Below are 26,078 nucleotides of genomic sequence, written 5' to 3' on the forward strand. Positions count from 1 at the left end.
GGGCCGCGGCCGGGACACGGGCGCGCGGCCCGTGGAGGGTGCCGGGCGCGGCCCCGCCGGTGCTGGGGTCAGGAGGCCGAGCCGCCGCTGCGGCGGCGCAGGCCGAGGACACCGACGGCGGTGCCGATCACGCCGACCACGATGCCGACGACGCCGAGCACCCGGGCGGTGGAGTCACTGGCCTTGTCGTCGGCCGGGGCGGCCTCGGGGGTCGCGCCGCCGTGGCCGTGGCCGTCGGCGGCGGCCGAGGGGGAGGCGGTGGCGGTCGTCCCGGAGGACTCCCCGGCGGGGGCCTTGGTCAGCTTGAGCACCGGGGCGGGCTTGGCCGGCTCCGGCTGGCCGTCCTTGGCCTCGTCGATCCAGCGGACGACGTCGCCGTTCTCGTAGCTCTGCAGCGTCTTGAAGACCAGGGAGTCGGCGTCGGCCGGCAGCGGGCCGAGCGAGACGCGGAACTCCTGGAACTGGCCGGGGGCGATCTTCACCCCGGCGTCGGCGGTCCAGGTGATCTTGGAGACGGCCTCGTTGACGTCGTTGCCGTGCACCTTGAGCGGCTTGTCCAGCTTGGCCTTCTCGACGGTGACGGTCCAGCCCGGCAGCGGCTGGGTACGGACCGACGCCAGCGGGTGGTCGAGCGGGAGGTTGACCTCCAGCTTCACGGTGCCGGCGGCGTCGTTCTCGTTCGGGACGCGGAAGTCGACGGCGGTGTAGCCGCCCTGGTCGGCGCTGCCCGGGTTCACGGTGACGTGCGCGGAGGCGGGGCCGGCCAGGGCCACCACGGCGGCGGCTGCGGCGAGGGCGACGGTGGCGGTGCGGCGGGGGGAAAGGGAACGCATGGGGTTCGTGGCTCCGTTCGGAGGCTCGGCGGGCAGGCCCGCTCCCGGGCACGGGAGGACCCGTGCCGCGGCGGGGCCGTGCGGCGGGGGGCGAGGTGGGGGAGGCCGCAGGACCGCACGAGTGGGCGGGTACGGCACGGCTGCCGCGTACACCCGTCCGCCGTCGGGCCGGAACCGGTGGGGGGCACCGGGGGGCACCGGGGGCGCGGGTCAGTACGCGAGGGCCCCGAGCGGCGGACCGCGCCGCACCACGCTGTGCCGCAGCGCGGCACCGGCCGGCAGCGGATCGTCCACGCCCGGGCCGGCGGACCGGCGGACCGGGCCGGCGGGCAGGCCGAACAGACCGCGCAGCAGCACCGCGGCCAGGGCGCACGCGGTGCGCAGCGGCTCGGCCGCGCCGGCCCGCGCGGCCGACGCGGCGATCCGCACCAGCCGCCAGAGCGCCGCCTCGCCGCGTCGCAGCCACCAGCCGGCCAGCAGGGCCGCGGCCAGGTGGGCCGCCAGCATCGCCGGGGTCATCCCGAGCACCCCGCCCTGCCACCACGGCGCGGTCGCGTAGGCCTGCGGATCCAGCCCCGCGCCGGCCACCAGCTGCTCGGCGGTCGGGCTGCCGGGCAGACCGGCCAGGGTGCCGGGCCGGGCCTCGTTGCAGATCAGCCGGCCCGCCACCTGCGGCAGGGTCAGCGGGCCGGAGCCCGCCGGACCGCCGTGGTGCGCACCGGCCGCGCCGGCGGCCGCGTGGCCGCCGAAGGAGTGGAAGAGGCAGTGCAGCCCGAACTGGCCCGCCGCCAGCGCCCCGGCGATCGCGCCGAGCGAGCGCTCCCGCCCGCCGAAGGCGGCGGCGAGCACCAGGACGGCGGCGAAGCCGGTCGCGAGCGCGGGGAGCGCGGGGTCCCCGCCGCCCGCCAGGGCGTGCCCGGCGGCCGCGATCAGCGTGCACACCAGGGCGAACGGGACCGCCCGGGCAAGCCGCAGGTCCCAGGCGGCGGCCCCCACCGGCGCGTCCGGTGCGGGGGCGCCCGGGTGCGGGGCGGCGGCTGGGGCAGTCATGGCCGGGCCATCATCTCATCGCCCACCCCTGCCGGATCGGCAGGGTGGGAAATCCCTACGAATGCCCCGATCGGCCCCGCGCACCACTGCGCCGGCGCGCCGCCCGGCACATGCCCGTCCCCCCGTCCATCCGCCGAACGGGCGGTAGCGGACCCCCGGCACGGTTCACCTGCGCACCGTTCGGAGATACCTCGTTATATGTGGAGCCGCAGCCAGGAGGGACCTCCCGTGGACATCTGGTGGACTCTGCACCTCAAGCGCGACCCGGCCAGCGTGCCGCTGGCCCGCCGCATACTGCTGGGCGCGATGGCGACCGCGGGCGTCGACCCGCAGATCGCCCAGGACCTCGGCGTCGCCCTCAGCGAGGCCTGCGCCAACGCCGTCGAGCACGGCGCGGGCACCCGGCCCGACGACGGCTACCAGGTCACCGCGTCGATCAGCGGTGACCTGCTGCGGATCGAGGTGACCGACTCGGGCCCCGGCCTGCCCTGCCCCGCCACCCCGGCCGCCGACGGCCCGGCCCCCGCCCCGCCCCCGCCCGCCCGCCCGGCCGGGCGGGCGCAGCCCCGCCCCCGGCGCGGACGCGCCACCGTCCCCGCACCGCCGCTCACCCCGCACCGCCCGCCCCGCGACGGCCGCCCGTACGACACCCACGTCCTGCCCCCGGCCGCCGATCCGGCGCCGCTCTCCTTCCTCCGGCCGCTGGACCTCGACACGCTCCCGGACCTCACCGCCGAATCCGGCCGCGGCCTCTTCCTCATCCACGCCCTCACCGACCACGTCCAGCTCCGCAACCACCCGCTGCGGGGGGCGATCGTCAGCTTCGACAAGATCCTCAAGTGGCAGGACGACGCGTTGTTGCGCCGGGCCTCGTAGCGCCGGCGGGCGCGGCGGGAGGGCGGTGTCCGGGTGGGGGTGAGCTGCCGGTGCCGGGGTGGGGGTGCCGGGATCCGTGGGTGGCAGGCGGACGCGCTGGTGCGGCGGGCGTCGTGGCGTCGGCGGGAGCGGGGCGTTCCGGCCGGGGCGCGGGGGTGGTCGCGGTGGGGTGAGCTGCCGGTGTTGGGATCCGGGGATGGTGGGACGATGCGTTGTTGCGCCGGGCCTCGTGGCGCCGGCGGGCGGCGGGAGCGCGGTGTCCGGGGGGCGAGCTGCCGGGATCCGCGGTGGCAGGCGGACGCGCCGGGGGATGGGGCGTCCCGCCCGGGCGGGTGTGCGCGCGGGCGGGACGGAGTGGATCAGTCGCGGGCGGCCTTGCGGCGGCGGGCGGTGACGACGGATCCGGCACCGAGGGCGAGCGCGGCGGCGCCGCTGAGGGCGATCGGTGCGGTGGAGCCCGTGCCGGTCTCGGCGAGGCGGGCCGAGGTCGGGAGGATCCCGGTCGAGCCGCCGGTGCCGGTGCCGGTGCCGGTGGTGGTGGTGGTGCCGGTGCCCGTGGTCCCGCCGCCGGTGGTGCCGGCCGGGTGGGTGGCGCTCGGCGAGGCCGAGGCCGGGGCCGAGGCGGACGGGCTCGCGCTCGCGTCGGGCGTCCCGGTGGCCGACGGCGTGGCCGTCGGCGATCCGCTCGCCGACGGGGTGGCGGTCGGGGCCGTGGCGGAGACGGTGAGCTTGCCCGTGTAGGAGGCCGTCATCCGGTGGCAGGTCTCCTCGCCGGGGCGCGAGCCGGGCGGGAGCGCCTCCGAGGCGCCCTTGACGGAGATCGAGTAGTCCCCGAGGGCGGACGCCGCGTCGGCGGAGATCCGCAGGCCGACGGTGAAGTGCTCGTTCGGGGGGATCGGGAAGGAGCCGATGGACAGCGGCTCGCCGCCCGCGTTCTGCTCCACCGGCTTGAAGGGGCCGGCCTGCGTCTGCACCAGGGTCTTGAGCGGGACGGAACCCTGGGGGCCCTGGATCAGCAGGGTGATCCGGTAGTCCTTCACCGGGATGCTGCCGGAGTTGTTGACGGTGACGAAGATGTCCTGCGCCGAGCCGCCCCGGACGACGGTGGTCGTCGTGCCCGGGTACGCGTAGAGGGGCAGGGCGAGGTCACGCTGCGGCGTGCACTCGGCGGGCACGGTGGGGAGGCCGGTCGGCGTGGCGGTGGCCGTCGGCGTGGCCGTCGCGGTGGGCTCGGCCGTCGCGGTCGGCGTCGGCTCGGCGGTGGCGGTGGGCTCGGCGGTGGGCTCGGCCGTCGCGGTCGCAGTGGCGGTCGGTTCCACGGTCGCCGTCGGCTCGGCCGTGGAGGCCGGGGTCGGTTCCGCGGTGGCGGTCGGTTCCGCCGTCGCGGCCTCGCTCGACGCGGCCGTCGGGGAGGCCGGGACGGTGACCGTTCCGGCGGTGGCCGCGCCGGCCGTCGCGCCCAGCGAGAGCGCGACCAGCGTGGCGGCGGCCAGGAGTCGGGAAGAGCTCAAGGGAGGTGCTCCTGTTTCGGAGGATCTGGTCCGGGGGTGGTGGGTCAGCCGCGGGCGGCCTTGCGGCGGCGGGCGATCAGCAGCGCGCCGGCACCGAGCAGGACGGCGACGCCGCCGGTGATGGCGAGCGGCACGGTGGAGCCGTTCGCACCGGTGCTGGCGAGGTGGGCGCCGTTCGCGCCGGTGCCGTTGGAACCGCCGGTGGTGCCGGCCGGCTGGGTGGCGGTCGGCGAGGGCGAGGTGCTCGCGGAGGCGGAGGCGGTGGCGGTGGTGCTCGCGCTCGCGGTGGTGCTCGCGGTGGCGGTGGCCGTCGGCGCCTTGGTCGCGGTGGAGCTCGGCGCGGTGCTGGCCGAGGGCGAGGCGGTGGGCTTGTCGACGGCCTTGATGGTGGACGAGTACGAGCCGACCAGCCGGTTGCAGGTGTACTTGACGTTCTCCGGGCCCACTCCGTACGGCAGCACCTCGGAGGCGCCGTTGAGGTCGAGGGAGAACTCCTGCCACGGCGAGTAGTCGACGGTGAGCCGGATCGTCGTGACGATCGTCTCGTTCGGCTTGACCTGGAAGGTGCCGAGGGTCACCGACCCGTGGTCGGTGGTCGCGTTGGCCGGCTTCCAATCGCCGTTCTGGACCTTCACCTCGGACTTGGGCTTCCAGAGGCTCTTGTTCGAGTCGATCCGGTAGGTGAGCCGGAAGTCCGTCAGCGTGGTCGAGCTGGTGTTCTGGAAGGAGACGGTGATCTCCTGCGGTGTGCCGTCCTTGACGATCCGGAAGTCCGCCGGGCTGACCTGCACCGGCATCCTGACGTCGCGCTGGGTCGTGCAGCCCTCGGGCAGGGTCGCCGTGGCGGAGGGGGTCGCGGTCGGGGCGGGCGTGCCGGTGGCCGTCGGCTCGGTGGTTGCGGTCGGGGCCGTGGTCGGGGCCGCGGTCGGCTCGGAGGCCGTGGACGGGGCCGTGGTCGGCTCGGCGGTCGCGGTGGCCGAGGGGCCGGCGGTCGGATCCGCGGCGAAGGCGCCGGTGGTGCCGGCCACGGCCATCCCGGTGGTCAGGACGAGCAGGGCGGCGGTGGCGGTCAGTCGGGAGGTGCGCACGATCACGGCTCCGGCGTTCGATGGTGGCGACTGATGACGGTTACTACGTTCAGGTGACGTGCGAGGGGTGCGGTCGGTTGTGCGCGATCCTCATATTTCTTTTCGGCCATCGATCGGTTGTGCACCGCCCCTGCGGCGGCGCCGCACGAGGGGCGGCCCGGTGCCCGGCTGGGAGGCGGCGCACGAGCACGGCTCCAGCGGTTCGGGCGAAATCCACCGGGAACGGGGCGAATTGACGGCCGAGGACGATCACCGGCGGTGTCCCGGAAGCGGCACCCCGTCGAAGGGTGTGCCGGCCCTTGCGCAGGGGGTGGCCGGAAACCATCGCCACAGGCCCGGGCGGGTGAGGAGCTTCGCCCCGTCCCGGTGATGGACCGGAGCGGCGGCCCGGCGCGAGGGTGGGAGCATGACCGCCGACGCGAACTCCCGCCCGATTCCTGACCGGTTGTCCGATGCCTGCGCCCCGCCGTACCGCGGCGGCGACCCGTACGCCGACTACCGCGCCGCCGCGTTCCCGTTCACCGCCCTGACCGACCTCGCCGACCGCCGGCTGGGCGGTGCCGTCGTCGCCGCCAACGACGAGCTGTTCGCCGACCGGGAGAACCTGCTGCTGCCCGGACCGGCCGAGTTCCGCCCGCACACCTTCGGCAACAAGGGCCAGCTCATGGACGGTTGGGAGACCAGACGGCGGCGCGGCGCCGACGCCGGCCACCCGCACCCGGCCGACGGCGACCACGACTGGGCGCTGGTCCGGCTGGGCGTGCCGGGCGTCGTGCACGGCGTCGTCGTCGACACCGCGCACTTCCGGGGCAACCACCCGCGGCGGATCGCCGTCGAGGGCGCCGAACTCCCCGGCACCCCGGGCCCGGAGGAACTGCTGGCCCCGGAGACCGTCTGGCACCCGCTGGTCCCCCGCTCCCCGGTGCGCGGCCACGCCGCCAACGGCTTCGCGGTCGGCGCCCGCCACCGGGTCACCCACCTGCGGCTCAGCCAGTACCCCGACGGCGGCATCGCGCGCTTCCGGGTGCACGGCGAGGCCCGGCCGGATCCCGGCTGGCTGGCCGCGCTCGGCACCTTCGACCTGGCGGCGGCCGAGAACGGCGGCGCCGTCGAGGACGCCTCGGACCGCTTCTACTCCGCCCCGCTCGGCCTCGTCCTGCCCGGCCGGTCCCGGGCGATGGGGGACGGCTGGGAGAACCGCCGGCGCCGCGACGCGGGCCACGACTGGGTCCGGCTGCGGCTGGCCGGGCGGGGCGCGGTGCGGGCGGTGGAGATCGACACCGGCTACTACGTCGGCAACGCGGCGGGCTGGGCGGCGCTGTCCGGCCGGGACGCGCTGGGCGCGGACCCCGGGGAGTGGTTCGAGCTGGTGCCGCGCACCCGGCTGCAGCCGGACGCCGTGCACCGCCTGGTGATCGACGCGCCGCGCCCGGCCACCCATGTCCGGCTGGACGTCTTCCCGGACGGCGGGATCGCCCGGCTGCGGCTGTGGGGCGGGCTGGTCTGACCGCCTCCGCCGGGCCCGGCCCCGCTTGCCGGGCCCGGCGGAGCGCCGGACGATGGGGGCATGATGCACCGGATGCGTGCCGAGTACGCGCCCGGCGGCGCGTCCGCCGGGGTGCGGTTGTGGCACATGGTCCGCGGCGGCGGGAGCGTCGCGATGTGCGGCCGGGAGCTGGACCCGCTGGCGCCCGCCCGGGAGGCGGTGGACTGGGGGCGCACCCCCGAACTCTGCTGCCACACCTGCGGGGCCTACCTGCTGCGTGAGGCCCCCTGGCTGGCCGACGAGCACCGGCCGCGCCCGCCCGGCGAGCAGCGGGAGACGGCCTGGCCGAGCGGCTGAACGCCGCACCGGTGATGCGGTGGACGGCTCGCGCGTGGCCGGGGCTACCGTGGTCGCCATGGAGGAATCCCCGGTCCGGCCGCGGTCGTTGACCCGTGAGGCCGCCGCGCTGCGCGCGGGCGTACCCGCCCTGGCCGTCCACGTCGACCGGCTCTGCGCCCGGATCGAGCAGGTGGACCCGCTGATCCACGCCTTCGTGCCGGAACCCGGCCGCGCGGACCGGCTGCACGCCGAGGCCCGGGCGCTCGCCGCCCGCCACCCCGATCCGGCGCAGGCGCCGCCGCTGTACGGGGTGGCCGTCGGGGTCAAGGACATCGTGCACGTGGACGGCCTGCCCACGCACGCCGGCTCGGCGCTGCCGCCGGGCGTCCTGGCCGGTCCGCAGGCCGCCCTGGTGGACCGGCTGCGGGCGGCCGGCGCGCTGGTCGCGGGCAAGACGGTGACCGCCGAGTTCGCGGGCGGTGCCCCGGGCCCGACCCGCAATCCGCACCACCCGGGCCACACCCCGGGCGGTTCCAGCAGCGGTTCGGCGGCGGCGGTCGCGGCCGGGCTGGTGCCGCTGGCGGTCGGTACCCAGACGGTCGGCTCGGTCGTCCGCCCGGCCGCCTACTGCGGTGTGGTGGGCTTCCGGCCGACGCACGGGCGGATTCCGGTGGCGGGCGTGATCCCGAACGCGCCGAGCCTCGACACCCCGGGCGTCTTCACCGCCGACCTCGCGGGCGTCGCGCTGGCCGCCCCGCTGCTCTGCGACGGCTGGGAGGCCGGGCCCCGGCGCACCGGGGACGACGACGTGCCGGTGCTCGGCGTCCCGGTCGGCCCCTACCTGGAGCGGGCCAGCCCGGAGGCGCTGCAGGCCTTCCGGCGGCAGCTGGAGCTGCTGTCCGTCCGGGGCCTGACGGTGCGTCATCTCGACCTGCTGTCGGACTTCGACGAGCTGGAGCGGCAGTTGCAGACGATCAACCGGTTCGAGACGGCCGCCTCGCACGCCGAGTGGTTCGACCGCTTCGGGGCCCTCTACCGGCCGCAGACGGTGGCGGGGATCCGGCAGGGCCGCGCCGTCGCCCCGGCCGCCTACCGGGCGGCGCTGCAGGCCCGCGAGGACTTCCGCGCGCGGCTCGCCGGGCAGCGCCGGCGGGCCGGGGTGGACGTGCTGCTGGCCCCCTCGGCGACCGGCCCGGCCCCGTCCGGGCTGAGCAGCACCGGCAACCCCGTGATGTCGCTGCCGTGGAGCTTCGCCGGGCTGCCCGCGCTGAGCCTGCCCGCCGGGGTGACGGAGCAGGGCCTTCCGCTGGGGCTGCAACTGGTCGGCGAGGCCGGGGCGGACGAACGGCTGCTGGCCCGGGCGGCGGTCCTGGAGCGGGTGCTGGACGCCGCCTGAGCGCGCCGGTTCAGCCGGCCCGCAGCGCGGGGGTGTCCGGGTCGACGGCGTCCGAGCGCAGCCGGCGCAGCGCGGCGCGGTGGGCGCGTTCGTACGGGGTGTCCTCGTCGAACAGCAGGGCCTGCGGATTGGCGTTCTCCAGCAGGGCGATCAGGGTGAAGGCGATGTCCTCCGGGTCGGCGTCGGCGCGCAGTTCGCCGGTGTCCACGGCCCCGGTCACCAGGCCGAGGACGGTGGCGTGCCACTCCCGCCAGTTGGCCGCGAGGGCGTCGCGCACCGGGCCGGGGCGGGCGTCGTACTCGGCGTTGACCTCGTAGAAGAAGCAGCCGCCGGGGAAGACCCGGGCGCGCGAGTAGGCCAGCCAGGACTCGCAGAGCAGGCGGAGCCTGCGCAGCCCGGGGGGCTCGTCGGCGATCGGGCCGAGCACGGCGTCGGAGAAGATCCGCCGGGCCGCCCGGACGGTGGCGAGCTGGAGCTCCTCCTTGGAGCCGAAGCCGGCGAAGACCCCGCTCTTGCTGAGGCCGAGGTCGGTGGCGAGCCGGCCGATCGACAGGGCGTCCAGGCCCTCGACGGAGGCGATCTCGACGGCCCTGCGCAGGACCGCCCGGCGGGTCTCCTCGCCGCGCAGGACCCGTCCGTCCGTGGTCGCTCCCGCCACCGCTCTCACCCCAGTCCTCCGGCTGTCCGTGCCGCCAGGGTAGCGGGGCGGGCCGAGGGCCGGAAAAGTGAACGAACGGTCGTGCTAACATCTCCTCCCGTCCGGCTCTTGCCCCTCGGCATCGACAGGGAGTCCCGCATGGACCCGGCCGTCGCACTGATCCGCACCACCCTGAACGCCACGTCGCTGGCCGCCCCCGGTCTGGCCGGCCGGGCCGCGTACGAGCTCTACCGCCACCCCCTGCGGCGCAGCCGCGTCCGCACCCGCGAGCGCGCGGTGCACGAGCGGGCCGACACCCGGACGCTGCGCCACCGCGGCGAGCGGGTGGTCGTCCACCGCTGGGGCGACGGCGCCCGGCCCGTCCTGCTGATGCACGGCTGGCAGTCCCGGGCCTCGCGCTTCGCGGACTTCGTGCCCCGGCTGCGCGGGCTCGGCCTCACCGTCGTCGGCTACGACGCCCCCGGGCACGGCGACTCCGGCGGCCGGACCGCCACCGTGCTGGACCACCGCGCCGTCGCGCTGCGGCTGCAGGAGGAGTACGGCGCCTTCGAGGCGGTTCTCGCCCACTCGCTGGGCGTCAACGCGGCCTTCCTGGCACTGCGCGAAGGGCTGCGGGCCGGGCGGCTGGTCGCGGTGTCCGGGGTCGCCGAGATCTCCTGGCTGCCCGCCGGGTTCTGCGCCGTGCTCGGCCTGAACGCCACCGTGGAGCGGGAGTTGCGGCGCCGGGTGGAGGGCGGCGCGATGTTCCCCGGGATCGCCGACGTCCGGGCGCACTTCGACGCCGCCCGCAGTCCCGAGGAGATCACCCTGCCGATCCTGGTGGCGCACGACGAGGACGACGACGTCGTCCCGTTCGCCCAGGCCGGCCGGCTGCGGGCCGCCTACGGGGACCGGCTGGAACTGCTGGCCACCCGGGGGCTGGGCCACCGGCGGATCCTCACCGAGCCGACCGTGATCGACAACGTGATCGGCTTCCTGTCCGCCGGGGCGCCGGCGGTCACGGCGGCGGAGCCGGGTGCGGCATGAGCCTGCTCGACCTGCACGGCCGGTCCCTGGAGTCGGCCGCCGCGGTGGTGGACACCGTGCAGCCGGAGCAGTTGGTGCTGCCGACGCCCTGCGCGGGCCGGTCGCTGCGGCGGCTGCTGGAGCACCTGGTCGGCCGGCACCTGGAGCTCGCCGCCGCCGCGTCCGGCGCCGGGCCCGACCCCGCGCTCCGGCGGGGCGTCCCGGTGCACGGCGACCCGGCCGGCGCGTTCCGGCACTCCGCCGCGCGGCTGACCGCCGCCCTCGCCGCCGCCGCACCGCACCGCGCGCCGCTCCGGCTGCCGGACGTCCACGACGGTGCGCCGCTCCCGTTCGACCGGGCGGTCGGTCTTCATCTGCTGGACACGCTGGTGCACGCCTGGGACGTGGCGGCCGCCCTGGGCTCGCCGGCCCGGCTGATCGCCTCCGTGGAGGGGGATCCGCCGCTCGTGGCGGCACTGCTCGCGGCGGCGGCGGACCGGCCGCGGGGCCGGGCCTCGGCCGCCGTACGGCCGGTGGCGGAGCCGGCCGGGCCGTTCGAACGGACGCTCGCCCTGCTGGGCCGCGACCCGGCCTGGGCGCTCCCGGCGCGCTGACCGGTGACCGGCGCGCAGCCCCTTTGCCGGCCAGCCGGCCCGCCGGCCCGCTCCCGTCCCGCACCGACCGGTCACCGGTCGTCGCGGCGCTCGTCGGGGAAGCGCGGCCCGCCGATGAAGAAGAGCAGCGCGGCGGTCGGGAAGCCGAACGAGGCGGCCGTCACCACGATGAACTGCCAGAACATCCCGTCGCTCCTCACGCTCGGCCGGAACGTCCCCCGTGGTCCGACGGTAGGGCCGGATCCCCGCCCCTGCCACCGGAACGCCTCCGCCGCCCGGAGCGCCGCGGGGGCGGCGTCCGGGCGGCGGAGGCGCTGTGGTGCGGTTACCGGTCGGCGGGGACGGTGCCGAGCCGGCCGGCCTGGAAGTCCTCCATGGCCTGCTGGAGTTCGCGGTGGCTGTTCATCACGAACGGGCCGTACCAGGCGACCGGCTCGCGGATCGGCAGACCGCCGAGGAGGACGACCTCGAAGTTGGTGTCGCGGGAGTCCTGCTTCTCGTCGGCGCGGATGGTGAGGGAGTCGCCGTCGCCGAAGACGACCGCCTGGCCGCGGTGGAAGGGGCGGTGCTCGGTGCCGGCCGAGCCGTTGCCGGCGAGGCCGTAGGCGAGGGCGTTGAAGTCGGGGCGCCAGGGCAGGGTGAGCTGGGCGCCGGGGCTGATCGAGGCGTGGATCATGGTGATCGGGGTGAAGGTGGTGCCGGGGCCCTGGTGGCCGTCGACCTCACCGGCGATGACGCGCAGCAGGGCGCCGCCGTCCTCGGTGCTGAGCAGCTTGACGCTGCCGCCGCGGATGTCCTGGTACTTGGGGGCGATCATCTTGTCCGAGGCGGGCAGGTTCACCCACAGCTGGAGGCCGTGGAACAGGCCGCCGGACCGCACCAGCGACTCCGGCGGGCTCTCGATGTGCAGCAGGCCCGAGCCGGCGGTCATCCACTGGGTGTCGCCGTCGGTGATGGTGCCGCCACCGCCGTGCGAGTCCTGGTGGATGAACGTTCCGTCGATGATGTAGGTGACGGTCTCGAAGCCGCGGTGCGGGTGCCAGGGGGTTCCCTTGGGCTCGCCGGCCGCGTAGTCCACCTCGCCCATCTGGTCCATCATGATGAACGGGTCGAGGTGCTTGGTGTTGATCTTGGCGAAGGCGCGGCGGACCGGGAAGCCCTCGCCCTCGAAGCCCTCGGGAGCGGTGGCCACCTGCAGTACGGACCGGGCGCTCGTGACGGCGGGGTCGGGGGTGGTGACGCGCGGGAGGGTCAGCGGGTTGTCGACGGTCACGGCGGGCATGTCGGCCTCCTTAGGGGATGCTCCTCTGGCCTGTGTCCACGAGATTAGTTCAATCCTCAACAAGAAGCAAGTTGAATTTTGAACCAAATCCGGTCGGGACGGCCGCCGGGGGGCCGGGCGGGCCCCCGTCCATCCTCCGTCAGCCGTACATCCGGCGCATGGTGAAGTCGACCATCTGCTCGACCGCCTTGGCGTCGAACACCATCCGGTGCTCGCCCTCCATGTCCAGCGCGAAGCCGTAGCCGGTCGGCAGCAGGTCGAGGACCTCGGCACCGGTGACGGTGAAGTGCTTGGAGTCCTTGCCGGCGTAGCGGCGCAGCTCCTTCAGCGAGCTGAACATCGGGATGACCGGCGTCGGCGTGTTGTGCAGGGCCAGGAAGCCCGGCCGGTCGCCGCGCGGGCAGTGCACCTTGGAGGTGATGAAGATGGCCTGGAAGTCCTCCACCGCCATCGAGCCGGTGGTGAAGGCCCGGACCGCGTCCGCCAGGGACGGCGGCGAGGGTTCCGGGTAGAGGGACTGCTGTGCGTTCGGCGGCTGCTCGCCGTACGGGCCGGGGCCGGGCATGCCGTTCATGCCCGGCTGCGGCCCCGCCTGCTGGTAGGGATCGCCCGGGTACGCGTTCTGGTCATAGCCGTACACACGGACAGGCTATCGGGAGCGCGGGCCCCCGCGCGGGCGTCGATCCTGACAAGAGCGGACCGTCCCGGCTTGTGGGACGTGACCACGTTCATGGGGTGATCCGCGGAGGATTCACCGACGGGGGCTTGAAATAAGTTACCGCTGGGTAGCATCATGAGGCCTACTGGTGGGTACGGGCGCCCGAACGCGGAGGTGTCCCGGAAGCGACGAACCGGAGATAACGGCCATGGGTCACTACAAGTCCAACCTGCGCGACGTCGAGTTCAACCTCTTCGAGGTGTTCGGCCGCGAGCAGGTGTACGGCACCGGACCGTTCGCGGAGATGGACGTCGAGACCGCGAAGAACATCCTGAGCGAGATCGCGCGCCTCGCCGAGAACGACCTCGCCGCGTCCTTCGCCGACACCGACCGCAACCCCCCGGTCTTCGACCCGGAGACCAACACCGCGCCGATCCCGGCGACCTTCAAGAAGAGCTACCAGGCCTTCATGGACGCCGAGTGGTGGCGCCTGGGCATCCCGGAGTCGATCGGCGGCCAGGTCACCCCGAACTCGCTGATCTGGGCCTTCGCCGAGCAGATCCTCGGCTCCAACCCGGCCATCTGGATGTACTCCTCCGGCCCGGCCTTCGCCGGCGTCATCGCCGAGGAGGGCACCGAGCAGCAGCTTGAGATCGCCAAGCGGATGACCGACCGCCTGTGGGGCTCCACCATGGTCCTCACCGAGCCGGACGCCGGCTCGGACGTCGGCGCCGGCCGCACCAAGGCCGTCCGGCAGGAGGACGGCTCCTGGCACATCGAGGGCGTCAAGCGCTTCATCACCTCGGGCGAGCACGACATGTCCGAGAACATCGTCCACATGGTGCTGGCCCGCCCCGAGGGCGGCAAGCCGGGCACCAAGGGCCTGGGCCTGTTCATCGTCCCCAAGTTCGACTTCGACTGGGAGACCGGCGAGCTGGGCGAGCGCAACGGCGTCTACGCCACCAACGTCGAGCACAAGATGGGCCTCAAGGCCTCGAACACCTGCGAGATGACCTTCGGCGCCAAGCACCCGGCCAAGGGCTGGCTGCTGGGCGAGAAGGTCGACGGCATCCGCCAGATGTTCAAGATCATCGAGTTCGCCCGGATGATGGTCGGCACGAAGGCCATCGCCACCCTCTCCACCGGCTACCTGAACGCGCTGGAGTACGCCAAGGAGCGCGTGCAGGGCGCCGACATCTCGCAGTTCCTGGACAAGACCGCCCCGCGCGTCACCATCACCCACCACCCGGACGTGCGCCGCTCGCTGCTGACCCAGAAGGCGTACGCCGAGGGCATGCGCGCCCTGGTGCTGTTCACCGCCTCCGTCCAGGACGACATGACCGCGGCCAAGCTGCGCGGCGAGCACGACGAGGCCGCCGAGCGCCTCAACGACCTGCTCCTGCCGATCGTCAAGGGCTACGGCTCGGAGAAGTCCTACGAGCAGCTCGCCCAGTCCCTGCAGACCTTCGGCGGCTCCGGCTACCTGCAGGAGTACCCGATCGAGCAGTACATCCGGGACGCCAAGATCGACACCCTCTACGAGGGCACCACGGCCATCCAGGGCCAGGACTTCTTCTTCCGCAAGATCGTCAAGGACGGCGGCCAGGCGCTCACCGCGCTGTCCGAGCAGATCCAGAAGTTCCTCGCCTCCGCCGAGGGCGGCGACGCCCTGGCCGCCGAGCGCGCGCTGCTCGCCAAGGCCGCCGGCGACCTGGAGGCCATCGTCGGCAAGCTGCTCGCCGACCTCTCCTCGGTCGAGCAGGACGTCAAGAACATGTACAAGGTGGGCCTGAACACCACCCGCCTGCTGATGGTCTCCGGCGACGTCGTGGTCGGCTGGCTGCTGCTGCGCCAGGCCGCGGTGGCCCTGGCCAAGCTGGAGGCCGGCGCCTCCGAGAAGGACGTGCCGTTCTACCGGGGCAAGGTCGCGGCGGCCCGCTTCTTCGCGAAGAACGTGCTGCCGACCGTCGCCCCGCAGCGCCTGATCGCCGAGGGCATCGACAACGAGATCATGGAGCTGGCGGAGGAGGCGTTCTGACGCCACCCGTCCCCGCCGCCGCCCCGCACCGGGCACGCCGCGCGTGACACCTTCCTGACCGCCTGACCCCACCCTCACACCGAAGGGCCCGGTCCCGCCGACCGGGCCCTTCGGTGTGCCCGGGACCGGGCGGGCCGGTCCCGGCGCCGTACCGGAGGTCCAGCGACAGCGGAGGGAGCGTCAGTTCACGTTTCTGTCTGCGTTCTGCATCCGTTGGGATGCTCCGAGTGTCATGTCCGTGTACGGGCATATGCTCAAGGTGCGAAGCCGATCCCCCATTTCGGCCTCGGCCCTCCCTCGACCCAGGAGCAGCATGTCGACCGCCGCCCGCCAGGCCTTCTTCGACCGGACGCACACCGATGACCTGATCGCCTTCCTCGGCACCTCGCCGTCGCCCTACCACGCGGTCGCGAGCGCGGCCGAGCGTCTGGAGAAAGCCGGCTTCCGGCAGGTGCTGGAAACGGACTCCTGGGACGGCCTGGCCGGCGGCCGGTACGTCGTCCGCGGCGGCGCGCTGATCGCCTGGTACGTGCCGGCCGGCGCGGGCCCGGAGACGCCGTTCCGCGTGGTCGGCACCCATACCGACTCACCCAACCTGCGGGTCAAGCCGATCCCCGACACCGGGTCGGCGGGCTGGCGGCAGGTCGCGGTGGAGATCTACGGCGGGGTGCCGCTCAACACCTGGCTCGACCGGGACCTCGGCCTCTCCGGCCGGCTCACCCTGCGCGACGGCAGCCGGCGGCTGGTCCAGCTGGACGAGCCGCTGCTGCGCGTGCCGCAGCTGGCGATCCACCTGGACCGCCAGGTCAACGACGGCATGAAGCTGGACAAGCAGCGCCACCTCACGCCGATCTGGGGCCTCGGCCCGGTCGACGAGGGCTCGCTGATCGGCTACGTCGCCCAGCGGGCGGGGGTCGACGCGGCCCAGGTGAGCGGCTGGGACCTGATGACCCACGACGTCCAGCCCGCCTCCTACCTGGGCCGGGACCGCGAGCTGCTGGCCGGCCCGCGGCTGGACAACCTGCTCTCGGTGCACGCCGCCACCGCCGCGCTGGCCGCGGTGGCCGCCGCCGCCGAGACGGACGGCGCGGCGCTGCCGTACATCCCGGTGCTGGCCGCCTTCGACCACGAGGAGACCGGCAGCGAATCGGACACCGGCGCGCAGAGCCCGCTGCTCGGCAACGTCCTGGAGCGCAGCGTGTACGCGCGCGGCGGCGGCCTGGAGGACCGGGCCCGGGCGCTGGCCGGCACCGTCTGTCTCTCCTCGGACATGGGCCACGCCGTCCACCCGAACTACAGCGAGCGGCACGAGCCGGGCCACCACCCGCTGCCCAACGGCGGGCCGATCCTCAAGGTCAACGTCAACAACCGGTACGCCACCGACGGCGTCGGCCGGGCGGTGTTCGCGGCGGCCTGCGAGAAGGCCGGCGTGCCGTGGCAGACCTTCGTCTCCAACAACGCCATGCCCTGCGGGACGACGATCGGCCCGATCACCGCGGCCCGCCTCGGCATCCAGACCGTGGACTGCGGCATCGCGGCGCTCTCCATGCACTCGGCGCGCGAGCTGTGCGGCGCGGAGGACCCGTACCTGCTGGCGAGCGCGCTCAAGGCGTTCCTGGAGGGCTGAGCCCCCCGGCGGGACGCGCGGGGCCCGGCGGGTTTCCCACCCGCCGGGCCCCGCGCCGTCGTGGGCGGCGGGGCGGCTACTCCAGGCCGGCCAGCACCAGCGGCAGCCGGCGCGCGCCGTCGTCGGTGAGCTTCACCGGGACGCCCCAGTCCTGCTGGTGGACGTGGCAGGCCGGGTACTCGACGGCCGGGTCGTCGTCGCAGGACGCCGCCATCGCCGAGACGTGCAGCACGCCCTCGGTCACCGTGTCGGAGAGCACCAGCTCGCGGGAGAGCGCGCTGTCCGCGCCCGCGCCGGAGACCAGCAGCTCGGGCGGGGTGGCGCTGACCAGCAGCCGGGTGGACGGTCCGTAGCGCTCGTCCAGCTTCTGGCCGGTGGGCGCCCGGAAGACCACGTCGAGGCGCAGCGCGCCCGGGGCGACCTCGGTCGCGGCCCGCTGGGTCCGGTGCGCGACCGCGTCCACCCGGACGGCCTCCTCGGGCAGCCGCAGCCGGGTCAGCCGGTGCCGGGCGGACTCGACCACCACGATGTCGCCGTCGACCAGCACCGCGCCGGAGGGCTCGCGCAGGTCGGTGGCGAGCGTGCTGACCTCGTCGCTCGCCGGGTCGTAGCGGCGCAGCGCGTGGTTGTAGGTGTCGCTGACGGCCACCGAGCCGTCCGGCAGCACGGTGACGCCCAGCGGGTGCTGGAGCAGGGCCTGCGCGGCCGCGCCGTCCCGGTGCCCGAAGTCGAACAGGCCGGTGCCGACGGCGCTGTGCACGGCCTTGGTTTCACGTGAAACCCAGCGCAGCGCCGAGGTCTCGGAGTCGGCGACCCAGAGCCGCTCGCCGTCCGCCGACACGGCCAGGCCGGACGGCTGGGCGAACCAGGCCTCGGCGGCGGGACCGTCGACCAGGCCCTCGTTGGTGGTGCCGGCCACGACGCCGACCGTGCCGGCGGCCGGGTCGTACGCCCACAGCTGGTGGACGCCGGCCATCGCGATCCACACCCGGCCGTCGAACCAGGCGACGTCCCACGGCGAGGAGAGGTCCACCTCGCGGGCCGGGCCCTCGGTCGCCGAGCCCTGCCACCACTGGCGGCCGGTGCCGGCCAGGGTGGTCACGCTGCCGTCGGAGAGCCGGACGCCGCGCAGCGCGTGGTTGACGGTGTCGGCGACCACGAGGTCGTGGCCGGCGGTGCCCTCCGGCAGCAGCACGAGGCCCTGCGGCTCGCTGAACCGGGGACTGGTGCCGTCCACCAGCCCGCGCACGCCGTCGCCGATCCGGCGCACCACCGTCTCGCCGTCGGCCTCCAGCTCGACCAGGCTGTGGTGGCCGGAGTCGGCCACCAGGAAGTGGCCGTTCGGCAGCCGGACGGCCTTGCCGGGGAACTTGAGGTCACCGGCGGTCGGCTCGGGCGCCACGTACGGGCCGTCGCCGCGCCGCAGGGTGCCCTTCGCCGCGTGCTCCGCCTCCAGCTCCTCGACCAGCCGGGCGAGCGCGTGCGCGTGCCCCTCGCCGGCGTGCTGGGCGACGACGTACCCCTCCGGGTCGATCACCACCAGCGTCGGCCAGGCGCGCACCGCGTACTGCTTCCACGTCGCGAGCGCCGGATCGTCCAGCACCGGGTGGTGCACCTCGTACCGGTCCACCGCGTCCACCACGGCCCGGTGGTCGGCCTCGTGCACGAACTTGGGCGAGTGCACGCCGACGATCACCACCGTGTCCCGGTGCTTCTCCTCCAGCTCCCGCAGCTCGTCGAGGACGTGCAGACAGTTGATGCAGCAGAACGTCCAGAAATCTAGTACGACACACTTACCTCGCAGGTCGGCCAGCTTGAGATCCTTGCCGCCTGTGTTGAGCCATCCACCAGCGCCGACCAGCTCGGGGGCGCGGACACGAGCACGAGAAGCCATGCCCTCATCCAACCCCATCAGTCCATCACTCATTCCGGAGCGTGCCCGGTCGGATCCGCTTGGGTGTTGTCAGGCTCGGACTGTCGAGAGCCGGTCAAGATCACCACCCTTGCCGCTGGGACTCTCGGCAGCTCTTGCCGGCGCGATGATCCGGAAAAATGGACGCGACATCTTCCGCTTTCGGGGCTCTTCGGTAGAGTCGGCTGCCAACGCAGGCGAGATTTCCCTCCGATGCGCATCCGCTTGCTCATGCACTTCGGCCAGATGAGGTGTCCGTGTCACTGATTCCAGCGGGTCTGCCCGAGTCGCACCAATCGATTGCCGTGGAAGCCGACCGCATCCACGAGAGCGCGCTGTGGAGCGCTCAAGGTCAGTTTGAGCAAGCAAAGCTCTGGCGCCTGATCAACCTCTTTCTCGGTGTCCCGGCAGCGGCGCTTGCGGCCATCTCTGGTGGAACGGCCCTCGGAGGGGACCTCGGAATCTGGCCCGGAGTCCTGGCTCTCGTCTCGGCAGCCCTCACTGCCACATTGACTACAGTGAATGCATCGCGCCGAATGACGCAGGCTCAATCATCGGCAAACGCCTATCTTCAATTGCAGACTTCCGCACGGCAGTTCCTTACGATCGACCTTGTCGATTTGACCCGAGAGGATGCGCGAGATGCGCTGCGCAATCTCACTAACACACGGGATGAGTTGAACAAGACATCCGACCCTCCGGGCCAGCTGGCCTACAAGAAATCTAAGAAGAACATCAGTGGCGGGGGTCAAAGCTACTCTGCGGATGGAGATGAATAAGAATGGCGCTATCCACCGTTTCGGCATTCAATGAGTTCGGCGTTGCGGTGAACCCGACTCCCAGCACGTGGACCAAGGTGTACGAGCGTCGGGATGCCGTCCTGAAGGTCGTACAGGCAGCCTTCCCGGCCGGCGGCGACATCAGCTACAAGTCGCATAAGATCATCGGCTCACTGGGGCGGAAAACTGCTTGTCGCCCTGTTGATGACATCGATCTCCTAGTTCACCTGCACATTGACTCGGACCTGTGGGTCCAGAAATATCGAGACGACTCTTCCGAATTTCTGCACAGGGTTCGAAGGGTTCTGAACGAATATTCTCCTGTACGCAAGGTCGGCGCGCGTGGTCAGGCTGTTCGATTCTTCTATGCCGACGGTCTTAGTGTAGATGTAGCGCCGGTCGAGAAGTATACGAGTGGGGACTATGGCATACCTGGTGGATCAGGGAATTGGCTGACCACGAATCCTGCGAAGCATGAAGCATACCTGGCGGAACGAAGCAACGCCGTTGGTGGCGACCTCAAGAAAATAATCCGGTTTGCCAAGAAATGGAACAAGGCTCACAGTTCGCGCCTGGCGTCGTTCCATCTTGAAATGATGGTCGCCCGAACCTATACCGCGCTTGGAGGCGACTCGCGAACGGCGCTTCGAGTGTTCTTCGATTATAACCTCTACAATCTCTCCGTGCAGGACCCGGCAGGGTGTAGCGGCGATCTCTCTTCATATCTGACCCAGTCGAACAGGGATGCTGCGAACGAAAGCCTCAAGGCTGCTCGGGACAGGGCGGATCTCGCGCTGGCGGCAGAGAGGAGGGGTGACCACCGGGAGGCAATCAGGCTCTGGAGGATCATCCTCGGGAACGACTTCCCGACATACGGGTGACGAAGAACCGAAAGTCCAGATGGTGAGCGGATGTCCGCGAGGGCCAGTTTCTTGCCGCCTGTGTTGAGCCACCCGTCGGCACTGACCACGGGCTCAGCGAACCGACATGCCGGCGGCGCTGGTCTCCACGATCTCGCGGGCGACCAGGAGCGGGGTATCCCCCAGAGCGCCAGCGATAAAGGGCGCCGCCCCGGGCGCCCTCTCGCCTGCCGCTCCGCTGCTCCCTACTCGGTGCCGAGCGCCCGGTACAGGGTCGCCCGGCTGACTCCCAGCGCCTTGGCGATCGCGGTCACGCTCTCACCCTTCGCGCGGCGGGCATGGGCCGCAGCGAGCTTGTCGGCATTCAGTACATTCGGTCGTCCGCCTGTCCGTCCCTGCGCCCTGGCGGCCTCCAAGCCGGCGCGGGTGCGGTCCTTGATCAAGCTGCGCTCGAACTCCGCCATCGCGCCGACCACCTGGAGCATGAGGCGGCCGTCCGGGGTGTTCGGGTCGATGCTGGCGAGCGCCCCCGTCAGGACCTTGAAGCCGATCCCCCGCGCCGACAAGGCGTCCACCATGGTCACCAGGTCGATCAGCGACCGAGCGAAGCGGTCCAGCTTCCACACGCAGAGCGTGTCGCCGGGGCGCAGATAGTCGAGCACGGCGGCAAGCTCCGGGCGGTCAGTGTTCTTCCCGCTGGCCTTGTCCGTGAAGATCCGGGCGCAGCCCGCTGCGGAGAGCGCGTCGTGCTGAAGCTGCGCCTCCTGGTCGTCGGTGGAGACTCGGGCGTAGCCGATCAGGTGTCCGGTGTTCGTCGCCATGTCCCAAACGTCTCATAACTCGTCTCACAACCGTAAGGGACTTCGGAAGGTTTTGAGACGGGTTTTGAACGCTTGATCGACCCCGGGCGCGCCGTTTGTGGGTCGTCTCACAAACCATCGTTTCTGAGAGGCGCGCCGGGGGTTGCCCGGCGTCACGCCCCTGCGATGGGAGGTCTGGGTCGAAGGGTCGGCGCCGGATGTGCAGCGCCAGACCCGTACGGACCGGAAGTCCCAGCACCTCGGCGGTCGGCAGGCCGTGCGCCCGGGGGTGCCCCCCTCCTGCTCCTCGCCCCCATTGGCCGGAGTGGTCAAAGTGGCGAACCAACCCCTCTTTTCTAAACCCTCTAACGCGAGTAGAGAGTAATTGGAAAAAGGCTGTATTTCTGGCACTTTGGCCACCCTGCCTGCACTGAGAGTGACAAATGATCGGGGATGACGACGCGCCGTGACGACGGGTGGAGGTGGGCACTCTTCTCCGTAGAAACACTTGAATAATCCATGCCAGAAAGGAAGCTCCCTGCCGCGCTGGGGCGGGAGTGGAAGGGGGCATCCACCTGGTCGGCGGCGAGGGGCAGCGCACCACGGGTGACGTGGTGACGGAATGACGGTCGGTTCTGGTTTCTCGATGTACACGTGTTCTAGAGAAAACCTGGACCACCCGTCATTCCGTCACCGCGTCACCCCCGCCGGCCGGGCGCAAACGCCCATGCGGCCGCCAGCGGGCACGAAGAAGCCCCACCCGACCACCGGGGACCGGGTGGGGCTGAGAGAGCCTCACAGAGCGGCTACTCCGTGATCGCGGCCCACTTGATTCGGACGCGCTGCTCCGGGACGAAGCGCTTGCCGCGTTCGCCCTTGCTGATGAACACGCCGTCTATGGCCAGGGACAGGCGGTCCCGCTTCTGGTCCTGCGTCGAAGCCTCCCAAGCGGGGTACAGCATCTCGCTGTCCAGCAGCGGAGTGATGTCGACGGCGGGGAGCGGGATGTTGGCGAGGTCGGCTTGCAGGCCGTCGATCCGGCTCTGGAGCCTGGCAGCGAGGCGGTCGTAACGGTCGAGTGCGCCGGGGCGGTCGAACTCGCCACGGACGTAACGCGCGTCCTCCAGGTCGGCCAACCGGGCTTCCTGATCGGTGATCTCTGAGGAGATTGCATCCCGCTTGGCGAAGGTCTCGGGATCGGTCCGCTTCATCCACCGGTCAGCGATCGCCACCAGCAAGGGGTCTTCCAGATCCAGGGCGGGGAGCAGCGAGAGGAACCGCTCGGACACGTAGCTGTCGACCCGGTCGGCCATGGCGCTGGCCCCGGGGCACTGGTTGCCCGCTCGGCGGGCCATGCACTGGTAGCTGTTGCCGACCTTGTGCATTCGGCGTCCGCAGCCGGGTACGTCGCAGAACACCAGACTGGTGAGCAATGCCGTGCCGTTGGGCTTCGGCATCCGCTTGCCCGCGTGGACGCGGGTCCGGGATTCGAGTTGCCGGATGATCCTCTCGCGCTCGCCGACCGTGACGATCCCCTCGCCGATGCTGACCGTGTCCAGCGTCTCGGGGTCTCGGTAGGGGAACACGCGGCTCGTGAACTTCCGGCTGCCGTCCTCGGCTTCGATGGTTTCGGTCTCGGGCATGAGACCGGCGAGGGCGGGTGACTTGAGCAGATTCATGATGCTCGCCGCGTTCCACTGGCCGCCTCTGGCCGAGGGGATGTCGTACTCGTTGAGCAGCCGGGCGATCTGCACGAGGGACTTGCCGGCCAGCGCGTCATCGGCGATGAGGCGGGCGTAGACGGCCGTCTCGGGGTCGTGCACCAGCTTCTTCGTGGCGGGGTCGACCAGCAGGCCGTACGGGGGCTGTCCGCCGATCCACTGTCCTTGGCGGCGTAGGTGCCGCTTCGCGTGGGCCACGCGGGTGCCGAGGTTCTTCGACTCGGAGCGGGCGAGTTCGGCGAGCATGGCGACGACCATGCGAGCCGAGTCGTTCGAGGTGTCGAGACCGTCCACGACGGAGACCAGGCGGCCGCCCGCCTTCTCGATGTCGTCCAGGACCTTGCCGACCTGGCCGATGCCCTTTCGGGACAGCCGGTCGAGCTTCCACACGATCAGGGTTCCGACGACACCCGCAGTCACAGAGGCAAGGGCGGAGTCGAAACCCTTGCGCTCGACGTCCTTGAAGCCGGAGCGCCCTCGGTCGATGTGAACCTTGCGGACCGTCAGGCCGTTGCGCTCGGCCCATGCGCGGCAGTCGGCTTCCTGCCGTTCGATCGCCGTCTTGCCGTCCCGGTCCAAGGACAGCCGAAGGTACAGGTCGCACAGGGTGTGGTGGTGCACGTACGCCCCCTCTGGAGATCCCTACATTGTGTAGGACTTCCAGAAGTCCAGAATGGTGATCTTGCCCCGGAAGTCGGCGAGCGTCAGCTCCTTGCCGCCGGTGTTCAGCCAACCGCCTGCCCCGACCAGCTCGGGGGCGCGTACACGTGCACGAGATGCCATAACCCCATCAAACCGCACCCGCCCGGCCCGCATTCCGGCGGCGGGGCGGGCGGACGGCGGCGGGGCCGGGCGGTGTCCGGCGGCTCAGACGATGAGGTGGGGCAGGAAGCGGGCGCCCTGGTGGGTGATCGGGCTGTCGTCGGTCTCGCGGATGCCCAGGCCCGCGGCCTCGCCGTCGACCACCCAGGCGCCGAGGACGGGGCGGTTGCCGTCGAAGTCGGGCAGCGGGTGCAGCTGCTGGTAGCAGTGGCCCTCGGCGCCGTAGCGGTCCGGGTCGCCGGCCCAGTCGGCGAGCCGGGTCTCGCGGCCGCCCGGCTCGACGATGCGCACCCCCGCGCCCTCGCGGCCGAGCAGCGGCTTGGCGGCGTAGCCCGGGCCGTCCGGGCCGGCGAGCTCGCGCGGGCCGTCCAGGTAGGCGGGCAGCAGGTTGGGGTGGCCCGGGTACAGCTCCCAGAGGACGGCCAGCAGCGCCTTGTTGGAGAGCAGCATCTTCCAGGCCGGCTCGATCCACAGGGTGGAGCCGGTGGAGCCGCCGTGGTCGACGACGTCCAGCAGCTGCTCGCCGAACTCGTCGGAGGCCAGCCACTCCCACGGGTAGAGCTTGAACGCGGCGCGCACGAAGCGGTGCTCCAGGTCGACGAAGCGGCCGGACAGGCCGTCCCAGCCGATGTCCTCCATGGCGATGCCGACCGTCTCGATGCCCGCCTGCTCGGCGCACTCCTGGAGGTAGAGGGTGGTCATCCAGTCCTCGCCCTCGGTGTCGCCGCGCGAGTGCGCGAAGTGCACCGGGCCGGGCGGCAGCAGGTGCTTCTGCCGGGCCCAGGCGGCGACCAGCCGTTCGTGCAGCGAGTTCCACTGGTCGGCGTGCGGGAACCGCTCCTCCATCCAGAACCACTGCGGGCCGGCCGCCTCGATCAGCGAGGTCGGGGTGTCGGCGTTGTACTCGAACAGCTTCGCCGGGCCGGTGCCGTCGTAGGCGAGGTCGAACCGTCCGTAGAGGGTGGGCTGTTCGTCGCGGCGGTGCCAGGACTCGGCGACGGCGGCGGCGAGCCGCGGGTCGGTGATGCCGTAGTCGGTGAACCGCCCGGTGCGGACCACGTGGCCGGCGGCGGCCAGCGACATCTCGTGCAGCTCCTCGACGACCTCCTCCAGCGCCTCCACCTCGGGCAGCGAGAACTCGTAGTAGGCCGACTCGTCCCAGTAGGCGTGCGGGCCGCCCTGGTTGCAGGGGTCCGAGCACATCGCGTAGACGAGGCCCTGGCCCTCGACGGTGGCCAGCCAGCCGGGACGGGGTTCGACGGTGCGGCGGCGCACGGCGGATCAGCCCCCGCCCGAGCCGCTGGAGCCGGACGGGCACCCGAAGCCGCCGCGCTTGGTGGCGGCCCTGTCGAAGGTGCCGCCGGTGGCGGTGGTGGAGCCGGAGCCGCAGTAGTACCAGCGGCCGGCGGTGGCGCCCTTGGCCGTGCAGGAGTGGCTGTCGAGGACCTTGAGGGTGGCCGGGTCGACGCAGCGGCTCGGCGGGTTCTTCCCGGAGGAGGACGAGCAGCCGGAGAGGGCGAGCGCGAGGGTGCCGACCATGCCCAGGGCGACGAAGCCGGAGCGGCGGCGGGTGGAGGCGTCCGGCGCCGTGCTGCCCGGTGCCGCGGCGGACGGCCCCGCGGCGGACGGCCCCGCGGCGGCCGTTTCGGCGGCGGCCGGTCCGGTGGTGTCCGGTGGCCGGGTGGAACTGACGGACGGCGGCAGGGTCATGGCGTCCGATGGTACGCGTGGCCCCGATGGTGCGGGAGGGGCCCCGTTCCCTCTCGGAACCCGGTCGCGATGGGTTATCTTTTGCCGATCCTTGACCGTGGGAGGGGGCCTGCGCGCGGCCGGCCCGCCCCCGGCGGGCGACCTGAGACACCGACCCGGGGGGCGGACACCCATGAACGACATCCTGCACGGTCTCGGCGCCGCGGCGGCCTTCGGCGGCGTCGGCGTCGTCCTGCTGCTGCTCGGCATCGTCCTGGTGGACGTGCTGACGCCCGGCAAGCTCGGCCGGCAGATCTGGGTGGAGCGCAACCGCAACGCCGCCGTGCTGCTCAGCTCGGCCCTGCTCGGGATCGGCGGCATCGTCTTCACCGCGATCCTCTACACCTACGAGGACTTCGGGAAGGGCCTGGCCTCCACCGTCTGCTTCGGCGTGCTCGGCCTGGTGCTGATGGCCGTCGCGTTCTGGGTGGTGGACGTGCTGACGCCGGGCAAGCTGGGCGCGATCCTGGTCGACCCGGAGCCGCACCCGGCGGTCTGGGTGACCGCCAGCTGCAACCTCGCGGTGGCGGCGATCGTGTCCGCCTCGATCGCCTGACCCCGCCCGCTCAGGGGTGCGGGGCGCCGTCGTTCAGCACGTGCTGCCGGCCCCAGGCGCCCAGCGGTGCCAGCGCCTCGTTGAGCCGGCGCCCGACGGCCGTCAGCGAGTACTCGACCCGTGGCGGCACCTCGTCGTACGAGGCGCGGTGCACGATGCCGTCCGCCTCCAGCTCGCGCAGGTGGGCGGCGAGCACCTTCTCGGTGATCCCCGGCACCTGCCGGCGCAGCTCGCCGAAGCGCAGCTGCGGCCGCTCGCCCAGCGCCCACAGGATCAGCACCTTCCACTTGCCGCCGATGACGTCCATCGCGGCGTCGATCCCGCAGACGTACGCACCGGGCCTCGGCACGGTCACCGCCATTCCTGCCCCACCCCTTCGCCGGCCTGCTCGCTCACCTCAGGGTAACCACCCACTCCG

General features: G+C 72.7%; 25 protein-coding genes. 11 read left to right on the forward strand and 14 right to left on the reverse strand.

Annotation, left to right across the window (positions count from 1 at the left end):
* Positions 1–68 precede the first annotated feature (68 nt).
* Positions 69–833: a YcnI family protein gene (locus ACF1AK_RS08125; RefSeq protein WP_391497895.1), complete on the reverse strand. Its 765-nt coding sequence runs from the start codon at positions 831–833 to the stop codon at positions 69–71.
* 210 nt (positions 834–1,043) lie between these two features.
* Positions 1,044–1,883 (reverse strand): hypothetical protein, encoded by an 840-nt coding sequence (locus tag ACF1AK_RS08130; RefSeq protein WP_391497896.1) that lies wholly within the window; start codon positions 1,881–1,883, stop codon positions 1,044–1,046.
* Between the two features lie 228 nt (positions 1,884–2,111).
* On the opposite strand from ACF1AK_RS08130, the gene ACF1AK_RS08135 reads away from it, so the two are divergent.
* On the forward strand, positions 2,112–2,759 hold the full coding sequence (locus ACF1AK_RS08135; RefSeq protein WP_391497897.1) for an ATP-binding protein: 648 nt from the start codon (positions 2,112–2,114) through the stop codon (positions 2,757–2,759).
* Between the two features lie 359 nt (positions 2,760–3,118).
* Here the strand turns inward: ACF1AK_RS08135 and ACF1AK_RS08140 are convergent, their stop codons facing one another.
* Together ACF1AK_RS08140 and ACF1AK_RS08145 are read right to left on the reverse strand one after the other, a co-directional pair.
* Positions 3,119–4,270: an LPXTG cell wall anchor domain-containing protein gene (locus ACF1AK_RS08140; protein ID WP_391497898.1), complete on the reverse strand. Its 1,152-nt coding sequence runs from the start codon at positions 4,268–4,270 to the stop codon at positions 3,119–3,121.
* Between the two features lie 44 nt (positions 4,271–4,314).
* Entirely contained in the window at positions 4,315–5,358 is a 1,044-nt protein-coding gene (locus ACF1AK_RS08145; protein WP_391497899.1) for an LPXTG cell wall anchor domain-containing protein, read from the reverse strand.
* 406 nt (positions 5,359–5,764) lie between these two features.
* Between ACF1AK_RS08145 and alc the strand changes: the two genes are divergently transcribed.
* The 3 genes from alc to ACF1AK_RS08160 all read left to right on the forward strand — a co-directional run bounded on the left by alc (position 5,765) and on the right by ACF1AK_RS08160 (position 8,579).
* Positions 5,765–6,865: an allantoicase gene (gene alc, locus ACF1AK_RS08150; protein ID WP_391497900.1), complete on the forward strand. Its 1,101-nt coding sequence runs from the start codon at positions 5,765–5,767 to the stop codon at positions 6,863–6,865.
* A 72-nt stretch (positions 6,866–6,937) separates the two neighbouring features.
* Positions 6,938–7,201: a hypothetical protein gene (locus tag ACF1AK_RS08155; RefSeq protein WP_391497901.1), complete on the forward strand. Its 264-nt coding sequence runs from the start codon at positions 6,938–6,940 to the stop codon at positions 7,199–7,201.
* Between the two features lie 58 nt (positions 7,202–7,259).
* Positions 7,260–8,579, forward strand: coding sequence for an amidase (locus ACF1AK_RS08160; protein ID WP_391497902.1), 1,320 nt, complete (start codon positions 7,260–7,262; stop codon positions 8,577–8,579).
* Between the two features lie 10 nt (positions 8,580–8,589).
* On the opposite strand, the gene ACF1AK_RS08165 is transcribed toward ACF1AK_RS08160, so the two are convergent.
* Positions 8,590–9,237, reverse strand: coding sequence for a TetR/AcrR family transcriptional regulator (locus ACF1AK_RS08165; protein WP_391497903.1), 648 nt, complete (start codon positions 9,235–9,237; stop codon positions 8,590–8,592).
* 138 nt (positions 9,238–9,375) lie between these two features.
* On the opposite strand from ACF1AK_RS08165, the gene ACF1AK_RS08170 reads away from it, so the two are divergent.
* Together ACF1AK_RS08170 and ACF1AK_RS08175 are read left to right on the forward strand one after the other, a co-directional pair.
* On the forward strand, positions 9,376–10,263 hold the full coding sequence (locus tag ACF1AK_RS08170) for an alpha/beta fold hydrolase (RefSeq protein ID WP_391497904.1): 888 nt from the start codon (positions 9,376–9,378) through the stop codon (positions 10,261–10,263).
* Positions 10,260–10,856: a TIGR03086 family metal-binding protein gene (locus ACF1AK_RS08175; RefSeq protein WP_391497905.1), complete on the forward strand. Its 597-nt coding sequence runs from the start codon at positions 10,260–10,262 to the stop codon at positions 10,854–10,856. The genes ACF1AK_RS08170 and ACF1AK_RS08175 overlap by 4 nt, the downstream gene beginning before the upstream one ends.
* Positions 10,857–11,181: 325 nt before the next feature.
* Here the strand turns inward: ACF1AK_RS08175 and ACF1AK_RS08180 are convergent, their stop codons facing one another.
* Both ACF1AK_RS08180 and ACF1AK_RS08185 read right to left on the reverse strand, forming a co-directional pair.
* Positions 11,182–12,138, reverse strand: coding sequence for a pirin family protein (locus ACF1AK_RS08180; RefSeq protein ID WP_391497906.1), 957 nt, complete (start codon positions 12,136–12,138; stop codon positions 11,182–11,184).
* A 139-nt stretch (positions 12,139–12,277) separates the two neighbouring features.
* The gene (locus tag ACF1AK_RS08185) at positions 12,278–12,778 is read right to left on the reverse strand and encodes an SseB family protein (RefSeq protein ID WP_391497907.1); all 501 of its coding nucleotides are present in this window, start codon (positions 12,776–12,778) and stop codon (positions 12,278–12,280) included.
* 226 nt (positions 12,779–13,004) lie between these two features.
* Here ACF1AK_RS08185 and ACF1AK_RS08190 point away from each other — a divergent pair, with 226 nt between their 5' ends.
* Together ACF1AK_RS08190 and ACF1AK_RS08195 are read left to right on the forward strand one after the other, a co-directional pair.
* Positions 13,005–14,834: an acyl-CoA dehydrogenase gene (locus ACF1AK_RS08190; protein WP_391497908.1), complete on the forward strand. Its 1,830-nt coding sequence runs from the start codon at positions 13,005–13,007 to the stop codon at positions 14,832–14,834.
* A gap of 313 nt (positions 14,835–15,147) precedes the next feature.
* On the forward strand, positions 15,148–16,461 hold the full coding sequence (locus ACF1AK_RS08195; protein ID WP_391497909.1) for a M18 family aminopeptidase: 1,314 nt from the start codon (positions 15,148–15,150) through the stop codon (positions 16,459–16,461).
* 76 nt (positions 16,462–16,537) lie between these two features.
* On the opposite strand, the gene ACF1AK_RS08200 is transcribed toward ACF1AK_RS08195, so the two are convergent.
* Positions 16,538–18,355 (reverse strand): NHL domain-containing thioredoxin family protein, encoded by a 1,818-nt coding sequence (locus ACF1AK_RS08200; protein ID WP_391497910.1) that lies wholly within the window; start codon positions 18,353–18,355, stop codon positions 16,538–16,540.
* A 275-nt stretch (positions 18,356–18,630) separates the two neighbouring features.
* On the opposite strand from ACF1AK_RS08200, the gene ACF1AK_RS08205 reads away from it, so the two are divergent.
* Positions 18,631–19,152, forward strand: coding sequence for an SLATT domain-containing protein (locus tag ACF1AK_RS08205; protein WP_391497911.1), 522 nt, complete (start codon positions 18,631–18,633; stop codon positions 19,150–19,152).
* 2 nt (positions 19,153–19,154) lie between these two features.
* Complete coding sequence (locus ACF1AK_RS08210) at positions 19,155–20,033, forward strand: hypothetical protein (RefSeq protein ID WP_391497912.1); 879 nt, start codon at positions 19,155–19,157, stop codon at positions 20,031–20,033.
* A 224-nt stretch (positions 20,034–20,257) separates the two neighbouring features.
* Here the strand turns inward: ACF1AK_RS08210 and ACF1AK_RS08215 are convergent, their stop codons facing one another.
* The 5 genes from ACF1AK_RS08215 to ACF1AK_RS08235 all read right to left on the reverse strand — a co-directional run bounded on the left by ACF1AK_RS08215 (position 20,258) and on the right by ACF1AK_RS08235 (position 25,065).
* Positions 20,258–20,833 carry a recombinase family protein gene (locus tag ACF1AK_RS08215; RefSeq protein WP_391497913.1) on the reverse strand — a complete coding sequence of 192 codons (576 nt, stop codon included), beginning with the start codon at positions 20,831–20,833 and terminating at the stop codon, positions 20,258–20,260.
* Positions 20,834–21,618: 785 nt separating this feature from the next.
* Positions 21,619–23,154 (reverse strand): recombinase family protein, encoded by a 1,536-nt coding sequence (locus ACF1AK_RS08220; RefSeq protein WP_391497914.1) that lies wholly within the window; start codon positions 23,152–23,154, stop codon positions 21,619–21,621.
* Between the two features lie 21 nt (positions 23,155–23,175).
* Complete coding sequence (locus ACF1AK_RS08225; RefSeq protein WP_224281159.1) at positions 23,176–23,316, reverse strand: hypothetical protein; 141 nt, start codon at positions 23,314–23,316, stop codon at positions 23,176–23,178.
* Positions 23,317–23,400: 84 nt separating this feature from the next.
* Positions 23,401–24,630: a glutathionylspermidine synthase family protein gene (locus ACF1AK_RS08230; RefSeq protein WP_391497915.1), complete on the reverse strand. Its 1,230-nt coding sequence runs from the start codon at positions 24,628–24,630 to the stop codon at positions 23,401–23,403.
* 6 nt (positions 24,631–24,636) lie between these two features.
* Entirely contained in the window at positions 24,637–25,065 is a 429-nt protein-coding gene (locus ACF1AK_RS08235) for a hypothetical protein (RefSeq protein ID WP_391497916.1), read from the reverse strand.
* Positions 25,066–25,237: 172 nt separating this feature from the next.
* Between ACF1AK_RS08235 and ACF1AK_RS08240 the strand changes: the two genes are divergently transcribed.
* On the forward strand, positions 25,238–25,660 hold the full coding sequence (locus tag ACF1AK_RS08240) for a DUF350 domain-containing protein (protein WP_327679324.1): 423 nt from the start codon (positions 25,238–25,240) through the stop codon (positions 25,658–25,660).
* A 10-nt stretch (positions 25,661–25,670) separates the two neighbouring features.
* On the opposite strand, the gene ACF1AK_RS08245 is transcribed toward ACF1AK_RS08240, so the two are convergent.
* Positions 25,671–26,021, reverse strand: coding sequence for a winged helix-turn-helix transcriptional regulator (locus tag ACF1AK_RS08245; protein WP_391497917.1), 351 nt, complete (start codon positions 26,019–26,021; stop codon positions 25,671–25,673).
* Positions 26,022–26,078: the final 57 nt, after the last annotated feature.

Origin of the sequence: Kitasatospora sp. NPDC015120 (assembly GCF_043080305.1) — a bacterium.
Taxonomy (GTDB): domain Bacteria; phylum Actinomycetota; class Actinomycetes; order Streptomycetales; family Streptomycetaceae; genus Kitasatospora.

Bases quoted from the DNA above. Each gene is read 5' to 3' on its own strand.
- ACF1AK_RS08125 (WP_391497895.1), bottom strand. From the start codon at position 833: ATGCGTTCCCTTTCCCCCCGCCGCACCGCCACCGTCGCCCTCGCCGCA.
- ACF1AK_RS08130 (WP_391497896.1), bottom strand. From the start codon at position 1,883: ATGACTGCCCCAGCCGCCGCCCCGCACCCGGGCGCCCCCGCACCGGAC.
- alc (WP_391497900.1), top strand. From the start codon at position 5,765: ATGACCGCCGACGCGAACTCCCGCCCGATTCCTGACCGGTTGTCCGAT.
- ACF1AK_RS08155 (WP_391497901.1), top strand. From the start codon at position 6,938: ATGCGTGCCGAGTACGCGCCCGGCGGCGCGTCCGCCGGGGTGCGGTTG.
- ACF1AK_RS08160 (WP_391497902.1), top strand. From the start codon at position 7,260: ATGGAGGAATCCCCGGTCCGGCCGCGGTCGTTGACCCGTGAGGCCGCC.
- ACF1AK_RS08170 (WP_391497904.1), top strand. From the start codon at position 9,376: ATGGACCCGGCCGTCGCACTGATCCGCACCACCCTGAACGCCACGTCG.
- ACF1AK_RS08175 (WP_391497905.1), top strand. From the start codon at position 10,260: ATGAGCCTGCTCGACCTGCACGGCCGGTCCCTGGAGTCGGCCGCCGCG.
- ACF1AK_RS08180 (WP_391497906.1), bottom strand. From the start codon at position 12,138: ATGCCCGCCGTGACCGTCGACAACCCGCTGACCCTCCCGCGCGTCACC.
- ACF1AK_RS08190 (WP_391497908.1), top strand. From the start codon at position 13,005: ATGGGTCACTACAAGTCCAACCTGCGCGACGTCGAGTTCAACCTCTTC.
- ACF1AK_RS08195 (WP_391497909.1), top strand. From the start codon at position 15,148: ATGTCGACCGCCGCCCGCCAGGCCTTCTTCGACCGGACGCACACCGAT.
- ACF1AK_RS08200 (WP_391497910.1), bottom strand. From the start codon at position 18,355: ATGGCTTCTCGTGCTCGTGTCCGCGCCCCCGAGCTGGTCGGCGCTGGT.
- ACF1AK_RS08210 (WP_391497912.1), top strand. From the start codon at position 19,155: ATGGCGCTATCCACCGTTTCGGCATTCAATGAGTTCGGCGTTGCGGTG.
- ACF1AK_RS08215 (WP_391497913.1), bottom strand. From the start codon at position 20,833: ATGGCGACGAACACCGGACACCTGATCGGCTACGCCCGAGTCTCCACC.
- ACF1AK_RS08225 (WP_224281159.1), bottom strand. From the start codon at position 23,316: ATGGCATCTCGTGCACGTGTACGCGCCCCCGAGCTGGTCGGGGCAGGC.
- ACF1AK_RS08235 (WP_391497916.1), bottom strand. From the start codon at position 25,065: ATGACCCTGCCGCCGTCCGTCAGTTCCACCCGGCCACCGGACACCACC.
- ACF1AK_RS08240 (WP_327679324.1), top strand. From the start codon at position 25,238: ATGAACGACATCCTGCACGGTCTCGGCGCCGCGGCGGCCTTCGGCGGC.
- ACF1AK_RS08245 (WP_391497917.1), bottom strand. From the start codon at position 26,021: ATGGCGGTGACCGTGCCGAGGCCCGGTGCGTACGTCTGCGGGATCGAC.